Here is a 9743-nt window from a genome sequence, read left to right as displayed (position 1 = left end):
GGCCGCCGAACCGGCGCGCCGCGAGGCCGTGCCCGGCACGCCGGCCGAGGCCTGCGCGCCGCGGACCAATTTCTCGCTCTATCGCTGCATGCAGGTGCAGTGCGAGCAGAGCCGCTTCTACGCGCACGCGCAGTGCGTTCGCTGCGCCAGAACGACGAACTGCCGAGCTGAACGCTCCTGGGCCGCGCACGCGGCCAGAGGGCAGGGCGGTGCGAGAATCCCGTGCCATGACGACCGGACGCGTGACCATCCAGACGGAGGACTTCGATCTGTCCGCCGAAGTGGCCGCGTTGCGCGCCCATCAGCGCGGTGTCGGCGCAGTCGCCAGCTTCGTCGGCACCGTCCGCGACCGCAACGACGGTGACGAAGTCAGCCGCATGGAGCTCGAGCACTACCCCGGCATGACCGAGCGTGCGATCGAGGCCATGATCGACGCAGCCTTCGCGCGCTTCGACCTGCTGGGCGCCCGCGTCATCCATCGCATCGGCCCGCTCGAGGTGGGCGAACAGATCGTGCTGGTGGTGGTCAGTTCCGCGCACCGCGGCCAGGCCTTCCAGGCCTGCGAGTTCCTGATGGACTACCTGAAGACCCAGGCACCGTTCTGGAAGAAGGAGCAGACACCGCAGGGCGCCCGCTGGGTCGATGCCCGCGTAGCCGACGACGACGCCCTCCGACGCTGGGGCATCGCAGTGAGCGGCAACGCGTGAGCGCCGCCGTGGCCACGCCGCTGTTGCAGGCGCTGTGCGTGGCCGCCGGCTCGGCGGTCGGCGCGTTGCTCCGCTGGCGTGTCGCGCTGTGGCTCAACCCGATGTGGGCCGGCTTTCCGCTGGGCACGCTGCTGATCAATGCTTCGGGCGGCCTCGTGATCGGCGCCGCCGCGGCCTGGCTGTCGCAGCGGCCCGATGACCTGCTGCGCCTGCTGCTGATGACCGGCCTGTGCGGCGGGTTCACCACCTTCTCGGCGTTCTCGCTCGAATCGATGGTGCTGCTGCAGCGCGGTTCCTATGCCATGGCACTGGGGCACACGCTGGCGCATGTGCTGGGCTCGCTGGCCTGTGCCGCGCTCGGCTGGGCGCTGGCGCAGGCCTGGCTCGCGGCCCGCTGAGCGGGCCCGCTTGATGCAGGTCAAGCCGGCCCGTGCTTGAAAAGTCGCAGCGCCGGGCCCATCTTCGGTGCAATCCGGAGGAATTTCCCCATGCGTATCGACAAACTCACGACCAAGTTCCAGGAAGCGCTGGCCGACGCCCAGAGCCTCGCCGTCACGCGCGACAACCCCTACATCGAGCCGGCCCACGTGCTGGCTGCGATGCTGGCGCAGCCCGACGGCCCCAAGGCCTTGCTCGAGCGGGCTGGCGCCAACACCGCGGCCCTGCGGACCGCGATGGACGTGGCCCTCAACGGACTGCCGCAGGTGCAGGGGGGCGGGCAGGGCGTGCAGCCCGGCCGTGATTTCGTCACTCTGATGCAGGCGGCCGAGCGCGATGCCGCGAAGCGCGGTGACCAGTTCATCGCCAGCGAGATGTTCCTGCTCGCCCTCGCCGATGCCAAGACCGACCTCGGCGGCATCGTGCGCGGCCACGGCCTGACCCGCAAGGCGCTGGAGACCGCGATCGACGCGGTGCGCGGCGGCCAGAAGGTCGACAGCGCCGAATCCGAGGGCCAGCGCGAGGCGCTGAAGAAGTACACGCTCGACCTCACCGAGCGCGCCCGCGCCGGCAAGCTCGACCCGGTGATCGGCCGCGACGACGAGATCCGCCGCGCGATCCAGGTGCTGCAGCGGCGCAGCAAGAACAACCCGGTGCTGATCGGCGAGCCCGGCGTCGGCAAGACCGCCATCGTCGAGGGCCTGGCGCAGCGCATCGTCGCTGGCGAGGTGCCGGAGTCGCTCAAGAGCAAGCGCGTGCTGGTGCTCGACATGGCCCTGCTGCTGGCCGGTGCCAAGTACCGCGGCGAGTTCGAGGAACGGCTCAAGAGCGTGCTGAAGGAAGTGGCGCAGGACGAGGGCCAGACCATCGTCTTCATCGACGAGATCCACACCATGGTGGGCGCCGGCAAGGCCGAGGGCGCGATCGATGCCGGCAACATGCTCAAGCCCGCGCTCGCGCGCGGCGAGCTGCACTGCATCGGCGCCACCACGCTGGACGAGTACCGCAAGTACGTCGAGAAGGACGCCGCGCTCGAGCGCCGCTTCCAGAAGGTGCTGGTCGGCGAGCCGAGCGTCGAGGCCACCATCGCCATCCTGCGTGGCTTGCAGGAAAAGTACGAGGTCCACCACGGCGTCGAGATCACCGACCCGGCGATCGTTGCTGCGGCCGAGCTTTCACACCGCTACATCACCGACCGCTTCCTGCCCGACAAGGCCATCGACCTGATCGACGAGGCCGCGGCCAAGGTCAAGATCGAGATCGACTCCAAGCCCGAGGTGATGGACAGGCTCGACCGCCGGCTGATCCAGCTGAAGATCGAGCGCGAGGCCGTGCGCAAGGAGAAGGACGAGGCCTCGCAGAAGCGCTTCGGCCTGATCGAGGAGGACATCGCGAAGCTCGAACGCGAAGCGGCCGACCTGGACGAGGTGTGGAAGGCCGAGAAGGCCACCGCCCAGGGCTCGGCCCACCTGAAGGAAGACATCGACCGCATCCGCACGCAGATCGAGGAGTTCAAGCGCAAGGGCGACTTCAACAAGGTCGCCGAGCTGCAGTACGGCAAGCTGCCGGAGCTGGAGAAGAAGCTCAAGGACGCGCAGGCCAAGGAGGCCAAGGGCGGGGTCGATGGCAAGCCCACGCTGCTGCGCACGCTGGTCGGCTCGGAAGAGATCGCCGAGGTGGTGGCGCGCGCCACCGGGATCCCGGTCGCCAAGCTGATGCAGGGCGAGCGCCAGAAGCTTCTCGACATGGAAGTGAAGCTGCACGAGCGCGTGGTGGGCCAGGACGAGGCGATCCGCGCCGTGTCCGACTCGATCCGTCGTTCGCGTGCCGGCCTGTCCGACCCGAACCGCCCGACCGGCTCCTTCCTGTTCCTCGGCCCCACCGGCGTCGGCAAAACCGAGCTGTGCAAGGCGCTGGCCGGTTTCCTGTTCGACACCGAGGAAGCCATGATCCGCATCGACATGAGCGAGTTCATGGAGAAGCACTCGGTCGCCCGCCTGATCGGCGCGCCGCCGGGCTATGTGGGCTATGACGAGGGGGGGTATCTCACCGAGGCAGTGCGCCGCAAGCCCTACAGCGTGCTGCTGCTCGACGAGGTGGAGAAGGCGCACCCCGACGTGTTCAACGTGCTGCTGCAGGTGCTGGACGACGGCCGCCTGACCGACGGGCAGGGCCGCACGGTGGACTTCAAGAACACGGTGATCGTGATGACCAGCAACCTGGGCTCTCACCTCATCATGCAGATGGCGGGGCAGGACCCGGAGCTGATTCGCGAGGCGGTGTGGGGCGAGCTGAAGACGCACTTCCGGCCGGAGTTCCTGAACCGCATCGACGAGACCGTGGTGTTCCATGCGCTCGACGCGCAGCACATCGAAGCGATCGCGGGCATCCAGCTCAAGGCGCTGGAGGCACGTCTGGCCAAGCTGGACATCCGCCTCGAGGTGTCGGCGGCGGCGTTGTCGGAGCTGGCGAAGGTGGGCTTCGATCCGGTGTTCGGGGCGCGGCCGCTGAAGCGGGCGATCCAGCAGCGCATCGAGAACCCGCTGTCCAAGCTGCTGCTGGAGGGCAAGTTCGCGCCGAAGGACGTGGTGCCGGTCGACGTGGACCCGATCCGCTCGCCGGGCGAGTTCCACTTCGGGCGCGTGGTGCACTGAGGCGCACCCTACGCAGCCCGTCCCGGCGGGCCGCGTGGGGCGGATGACTCAGTTCCGCGGCTGTGCGGAGTTCGGCAGCCGGGCCGCGAGCAGCAGTGCGTCGTCGAGCCGGCGCAGTTGCAGCACCATCAGGGCCAGCGAAACGTGCGGCTTGTCGAGCACGACGTGCAGCGCAGCGCCCGGGTGCGCCGGCAGGGGACGCAGCAGCAGATGGTGTTGGCCGAGGGTGACCGACATGTCGGGCACTGCTGCACCCAGCCCGAGCGCGCGGCTGGCGCTCATCATCGTGGCCAGCACGGAACTGCCGTGGCGCCCCAGTTCGTCGGGGCCGGGCCGTGCACCTGCATGGCCGATCGGCTGGCCGGTCATGATGTCGAAGGCGCAGGCACTCACGACGCCGGTGAGCTGGCTCAGATCGTGAAGATAGCGTTCGAGCGGCTCGTCGTGCGCCGGTGAGGCGCGCCGACCACCGGCATCGGCGTCGGCACCGATGCAGCCCGGGCGGCCACGGCATTGGCCGCCGTGGCGGCGGCAGCAGCCGTGGAGCCGGTGCCCAGCAGCGGCAGCGTGGCCACGTCCTGACCGGGCTTGGTCTGGCGTTGCCAGGCATTCCACGCCAGGCAGAGTTGGCCCCACACGTCGGCCGGGCGGGTTACCTGGGCCGTGGGCGTGGCATCCAGCGCGGTGGCCGCGCGGAACTTGGCCACCTCGGCCGGCAGTGCGGCACCGGCGGTCAGCGGCAAGAAGAGCATGCGGCGGCAGATCCAGCCACCGCGCAGCACCGCCTCGCGCCAGGGTGCCAGCGCCGTCGTCAGCGCATGGGCCGGCAGGTCGCCGACCATCATGATGCCCAGCCGCGCGCGGCCCAGCAGCACGCGTGCGAGGGTCTGGCGGGTGTGGGTGTCGGCATCGACCTCGGTGCTGTAGAGCCGTACGCTGCGGCCATTGGCGGCGGGGCAGTCAACGTACTCGATGGTGGCCAGCACCGTCCCGGCGCCGTTGCGCCGCACCACCAGCCGCTGCACGGCACGCTGGCTGGCCGCTGCGATGCCGCCCAGCAACTTGCGCGAGGCCGACGTGCCCAGGTCGTGCACCGACACGAATTCCGGTTGAAGGTGGTCGAACTGCTGCGTCATCGCATCGGCCGGCTCGCAGGCGACGAACAACTCGCGCACGCCATTCCCGACCGCGCGACCGATGTCCTGCGTGTCGTCCGCCTGCTCCGCGGCGCCCGCCTGCCCATTGGGGAAGCGCGGCGAGATCTGGGTCAGCACGCGCGTCGATTCCCAGTCGTGCGCGGCCGGCGGCGACGTCGGGGGTCGGCTGGATCGGCTGTGGGGATCGGAGGAAAAACTCATGGACAACGCCAGGCTGGACGGCCATCCGGAGCGAATGTCACCAAGTGTAATGCGCGCCCTGAGGTCAATCGGGTCGCACTTTCCGCCGGGTCGGTGCGACGGGGGGCGTCGATAGAATCCGGGCCAGATGTCGCGCCGCTGCGGTGCGTCCGGTCCTGAAACTGCCGACATGCCGACCCGCCACGAAGCTGCGTCCCCGTCCCCCGTGGTGATCATCGGCGCGGGTCTGGCCGGCCTGACGGTGGCGCTGCAACTGGCTCCGCGCCATCCCGTCGTGGTGCTCGCCAAGCGCAACCTCGACGAAGGCGCCACGGCCTGGGCGCAGGGCGGCATCGTCGGTGTGCTCGGCAGCGACGACAGCATCGAGAGCCATGTGCGCGACACGCAGGAGGCGGGAGGTGGCCTGGTCGACGAGCACACCGCGCGCTTCATCGCCCAGCACAGCGCCGAGGCGGTCGAGTGGCTGGTCGAGCGCGGCGTGCCGTTCTCGCCCGATCCCGAAGGCCCGCTCGGCCTGCACCTCACCCGCGAGGGCGGGCATGCGGTGCGGCGCATCGCGCACGCCGCCGACGCCACCGGCAAGGCCATCCACGACGTGCTGCTCGACGAGGTGAGGCGTCATCCGAACATCACGCTGCGCGAGCGCTGGATGGCGGTCGACCTGATCACCTCGCGGCATCTCAAGACCGACGGCTCGCCGCGCTGCTACGGCGTCTACGCGCTCGACATCGACCGCCAGCGCGTCGAGACGCTGCCGGCCGCGGCGGTGGTGCTGGCGACCGGCGGCGCCGGCAAGGTCTACCGCTACACGACCAACCCCGACACCTCCACCGGCGACGGCATCGCGATGGCCTACCGGGCAGGCTGCCGCGTCGGCAACATGGAGTTCGTGCAGTTCCACCCCACCTGCCTCTACCACCCGCAGGAGCGCAGCTTCCTGATCACCGAGGCGCTGCGCGGCGAGGGCGGGCAGCTCAAGCTGCCGGACGGCACACGCTTCATGGCGGCCCACGACGAGCGGCTCGAACTCGCGCCGCGCGACGTGGTCGCCCGCGCGATCGACTTCGAGATGAAGAAGCACGGCCTCGACCACGTGTGGCTCGATGCCACGCACCTCGGCGAGGCCTTCCTGAAGGCGCACTTCCCGACCATCTTCGCGCGCTGCCTTGCGCTCGGCATCGACATCTCCAGACAGCCGATCCCGGTGGTGCCGGCCGCGCACTACACCTGCGGCGGCGTGGTCACCGACCTCGACGGCCGCAGCGACCTGCCGGGGCTGTATGCGGTGGGCGAGACCACCTACACCGGCCTGCACGGCGCCAACCGGCTGGCCAGCAACTCGCTGCTCGAATGCGTGGTGCTGGGCAAGACCTGCGCGGAGCACATCCTCTCGCAGCACGAGAGCGGGCTCCCCCTCCTGCCGGCCTGGGACGAGAGCCAGGTCGAGAATGCCGACGAGCAGGTCGTCATCTCACACAACTGGGACGAGCTGCGGTTGCTGATGTGGAACTACGTCGGCATCGTGCGCACCACCAAGCGGCTGGAGCGGGCGCTGCATCGCATCAAGCTGCTGCGCAGCGAGATCGACGACTACTACGCCAACTTCCGCGTCACGCGCGACCTGCTGGAACTGCGCAACCTGGTCGATTGCGCCGAGCTCATCGTGCGGTCGGCACTCAGCCGCCACGAGAGCCGCGGGCTGCACTACAGCCGCGATTTCCCGCAGACGCTGCCGGTCAGCTTCCCGACCATCCTGACGCGCAAGCCCAAGCGCAAGGCCGCGCCCTGGGCGGCCTGAGCCGCGTTCGGCCCGTGCTTCAGGCGCGCGCCCGCATCGCGGTGCGCGCCTGGACGAATTCGAACGCGAAGCCGACCGCGCTGGCCACCAGGCGCTCGGCCATCAGACGCTCCTTCTCGCTCTGGTAGAAGACCAGATCCACCTCGTGGCGGATGTAGCGCGCGGGCAGTCGGTTCAGCGCCACGCAGGCCACGTCGGGCAGCAGGTCGTCGCTGATCAGCGGGTAGTGGTCGCGCCACGTGCGCACGGCGTCGAACACCGCGCGTTCCTGATAGTTGCGGATGCCCGCGAATTCGGAGCTCATGCGGTCGATTGTCGCGAGCATGCAGCGCCGGCAAATGCCGAATTGCGCGGCAGAGCGCCCGCTTTTCGCCCGGCGAGGCCGGTGCTCAGGCGTTGCCGAGCACACGCATCGAGTAATCGGTCGCCGTGACGTCCTTGGTCAGCCGGCCGATCGAGATGCGGTCCACGCCGGTGGCGGCGATGTCGCGCACCTGATCCAGCGCGACGCCGCCCGACACCTCCAGCAGCGCGCGGCCCGCGTTCGCTGCCACCGCCTCGCGCATCTGCGGCAGGTCGAAGTTGTCGAGCAGCACGCTCACGGCGCCGTGGTCCAGCGCCTCGCGCAGTTGCGCGAGGGTCTCCACCTCGATCTGGATGTCGACACCCGCGTTCAGCTCGCGCGCCGCCGCCAGCACCTGCGCAATGCCGCCAGCGGCCGCGATGTGGTTCTCCTTGATCAGGATGCCGTGCCACAGCGCCAGCCGCTGGTTCTGGCCGCCGCCGGTGCGCACCGCGTACTTCTGCGCCTGGCGCAGGCCGGGCAGGGTCTTGCGGGTGTCGAGGATGGCGCAGCCGCGCGGGTTGGGCGAGGCGCCGGCGATCGCGTCGACGTGACGGCGCGTCAGCGTCGCGGTGGCGGACAGCAACTGCAGGAAATTGAGCGCCGGGCGCTCGGCGGCCAGCAGCGCGCGGGCGTCGGCCTCGATCTCGCAGACCAGCGTGTCGGCGTCCATGCGCGCGCCCTCGGCGTAGTGCCACTGCACGTCGGCCTGTGGGTCGAGTGCGACCATGCAGTCGAAGAACCAGTGCCGGCCGCACAGCACCGCCGCCTCGCGCACCAGCACGCGCGCGCGCACACGGCGCCCCTCGGGGACCAACCGGCCCGTCCAGTCGGCGCGGCCGATGTCCTCGAACAGCGCGTCGCGCACGTTGCGCGCGCGAGCTTCGTCGAGCGTCTCGTTGGTTTCGAAAGTGAGCATCACGCGGCACCGATGTTGGGAACGAAGCCGCGAGCCGGCTGGCTGATCGCGCCGGGATTCGCCTTCACGAAATCCAGCATGCGCTCGATGCAGCCCAGCGCCTGCGTGCGGGTCGGTTCGGGCACGGTGATCGCGCCGCGGCCGTGTTCCAGGCAGTCGACCACGCCCTGCAGCGCGTTCATCGCCATCCACGGGCAGTGCGCGCAGCTCTTGCAGGTCGCGCTGTTGCCGGCGGTCGGCGCCTCCAGCAGCGTCTTGCCGGGCGCGAGCTGGCGCATGCGGTGCAGGATGCCGTTGTCGGTCGCGACGATGAAGGTCTGGCGGTCGCTGCCGGTCACGGCGTTCAGCAGCTGCGAGGTCGAGCCCACCACGTCGGCCAGCTCGACCACGCGCTTCGGCGACTCGGGGTGCACCAGCACCAGCGCGTCGGGGTGCTCGCGCTTCATCAGCTCGAGCTCCAGGCCCTTGAACTCGTCGTGCACGATGCACTCGCCCTGCCACATCAGCATGTCCGCGCCGGTGTGCTCGGCGATGTAGCGGCCCAGGTGCCGGTCCGGCGCCCACAGCACCTTCTGGCCCTGCGCATGCAGGTGCTCGACGATGGCGACGGCGCAGGAACTGGTCACCATCCAGTCGGCGCGTGCCTTCACCGCCGCGCTGGTGTTGGCGTAGACCACCACGGTGCGGTCGGGGTGGGCGTCGCAGAAGGCGGCGAAGTCATCGGGCGGGCAGCCCAGGTCGAGCGAACAGGTCGCGTCGAGGTCGGGCATCAGCACCGTCTTCTCGGGCGACAGGATCTTGGCGCTCTCGCCCATGAAGCGCACGCCGGCGACCACCAGGGTCTGCGCGGCGTGGTCGCGGCCGAAGCGCGCCATCTCCAGCGAGTCGGACACGCAGCCGCCGGTCTCCAGCGCCAGGTCCTGCAGGTCGCCGTCGACGTAGTAGTGCGCCACCAGCACCGCGTTGCGCTCGGCCAGCAGCTGCTTCGCGCGCGCCTTCAGCGCGTCGCGGCGCGCCGGCGTCAGCGGTTCGGGCACCTTGGCCCAGGCCTGCGAGGTGCAGCTGGCGCCGCTGGCGTCCTGCTTGGTGAAGTCGTAGAGGATCTGTTCGCTCATGAGGCTCCTGGGCGCATTTTCGCCGAGCCGGCCCGCTCACGCCGACGCGAAGAAGCGGCTCGGCGGCGCGCCGACCGAGCGCCGCACCATCGCGCTGAAGGCGCTGGGGCTGGCGTAGCCCAGCTCGGAGGCGATCTGGCCCATCGGCGTGCCGCGCGCGGCCAGCGACAGCGCGCGCGCCAGCAACACCTGCTGGCGCCACTGCACGAAGCTCGTGCCAGGTCCTGGCGGAACAGCCGGGCGACCGTGCGCTCGCTCGCGCCGACGTCGCGCGACCAGTCGGCCAGCGTGTCGTGGCGCGTCGGATCGTCGAGCACCGCCTCGCACAGCGTGCGCAGCCGCTTGTCCTGCGGCAGCGCGACGCCCAGCGGCACCGGCGCGGCGCGCTTCAGTTCGTCGGCCAGCAGCGGG

General features: G+C 70.2%; 9 protein-coding genes and 1 pseudogene. 4 read left to right on the top strand and 6 right to left on the bottom strand.

What is annotated here, in order from left to right:
- The first annotated feature begins 227 nt into the window (after positions 1-227).
- The 3 genes from x551_RS14570 to clpB all read left to right on the top strand — a co-directional run bounded on the left by x551_RS14570 (position 228) and on the right by clpB (position 3799).
- Positions 228-707: a molybdenum cofactor biosynthesis protein MoaE gene (locus tag x551_RS14570; RefSeq protein ID WP_036235779.1), complete on the top strand. Its 480-nt coding sequence runs from the start codon at positions 228-230 to the stop codon at positions 705-707.
- Entirely contained in the window at positions 704-1105 is a 402-nt protein-coding gene (gene crcB / locus x551_RS14565) for a fluoride efflux transporter CrcB (RefSeq protein WP_231497803.1), read from the top strand. Before x551_RS14570 ends, crcB begins: the two co-directional genes overlap by 4 nt.
- A gap of 90 nt (positions 1106-1195) precedes the next feature.
- Complete coding sequence (gene clpB, locus x551_RS14560) at positions 1196-3799, top strand: ATP-dependent chaperone ClpB (RefSeq protein WP_036235777.1); 2604 nt, start codon at positions 1196-1198, stop codon at positions 3797-3799.
- A 48-nt stretch (positions 3800-3847) separates the two neighbouring features.
- On the opposite strand, the gene x551_RS14555 is transcribed toward clpB, so the two are convergent.
- Positions 3848-4192 carry a hypothetical protein gene (locus x551_RS14555; protein ID WP_036249156.1) on the bottom strand — a complete coding sequence of 115 codons (345 nt, stop codon included), beginning with the start codon at positions 4190-4192 and terminating at the stop codon, positions 3848-3850.
- Positions 4193-4209: 17 nt separating this feature from the next.
- Entirely contained in the window at positions 4210-5157 is a 948-nt protein-coding gene (locus x551_RS14550; protein ID WP_152543529.1) for a hypothetical protein, read from the bottom strand.
- A gap of 169 nt (positions 5158-5326) precedes the next feature.
- Between x551_RS14550 and nadB the strand changes: the two genes are divergently transcribed.
- Positions 5327-6955 carry an L-aspartate oxidase gene (gene nadB, locus x551_RS14545; protein ID WP_036235481.1) on the top strand — a complete coding sequence of 543 codons (1629 nt, stop codon included), beginning with the start codon at positions 5327-5329 and terminating at the stop codon, positions 6953-6955.
- A 19-nt stretch (positions 6956-6974) separates the two neighbouring features.
- Here nadB and x551_RS14540 read toward each other — a convergent pair whose 3' ends face one another.
- The 4 genes and pseudogenes from x551_RS14540 to x551_RS14525 all read right to left on the bottom strand — a co-directional run.
- On the bottom strand, positions 6975-7259 hold the full coding sequence (locus x551_RS14540; protein WP_011829151.1) for a late competence development ComFB family protein: 285 nt from the start codon (positions 7257-7259) through the stop codon (positions 6975-6977).
- A gap of 85 nt (positions 7260-7344) precedes the next feature.
- Positions 7345-8217, bottom strand: a complete 873-nt coding sequence (gene nadC, locus x551_RS14535; RefSeq protein WP_036235479.1) for a carboxylating nicotinate-nucleotide diphosphorylase — start codon at positions 8215-8217, stop codon at positions 7345-7347.
- Positions 8217-9332: a quinolinate synthase NadA gene (nadA, locus tag x551_RS14530; protein WP_036249150.1), complete on the bottom strand. Its 1116-nt coding sequence runs from the start codon at positions 9330-9332 to the stop codon at positions 8217-8219. Before nadA ends, nadC begins: the two co-directional genes overlap by 1 nt.
- Before the next feature lie 36 nt (positions 9333-9368).
- A pseudogene (locus x551_RS14525) lies at positions 9369-9743 on the bottom strand (AraC family transcriptional regulator); the annotation flags it as partial.

It is taken from the genome of Methylibium sp. T29, from assembly GCF_000576205.1.
In the GTDB taxonomy this organism is placed as follows: domain Bacteria; phylum Pseudomonadota; class Gammaproteobacteria; order Burkholderiales; family Burkholderiaceae_C; genus Methylibium; species Methylibium petroleiphilum.
The sequence above is the reverse complement of the archived record's forward strand: the minus strand, read 5'-3'. Positions and strand labels throughout refer to the sequence as shown.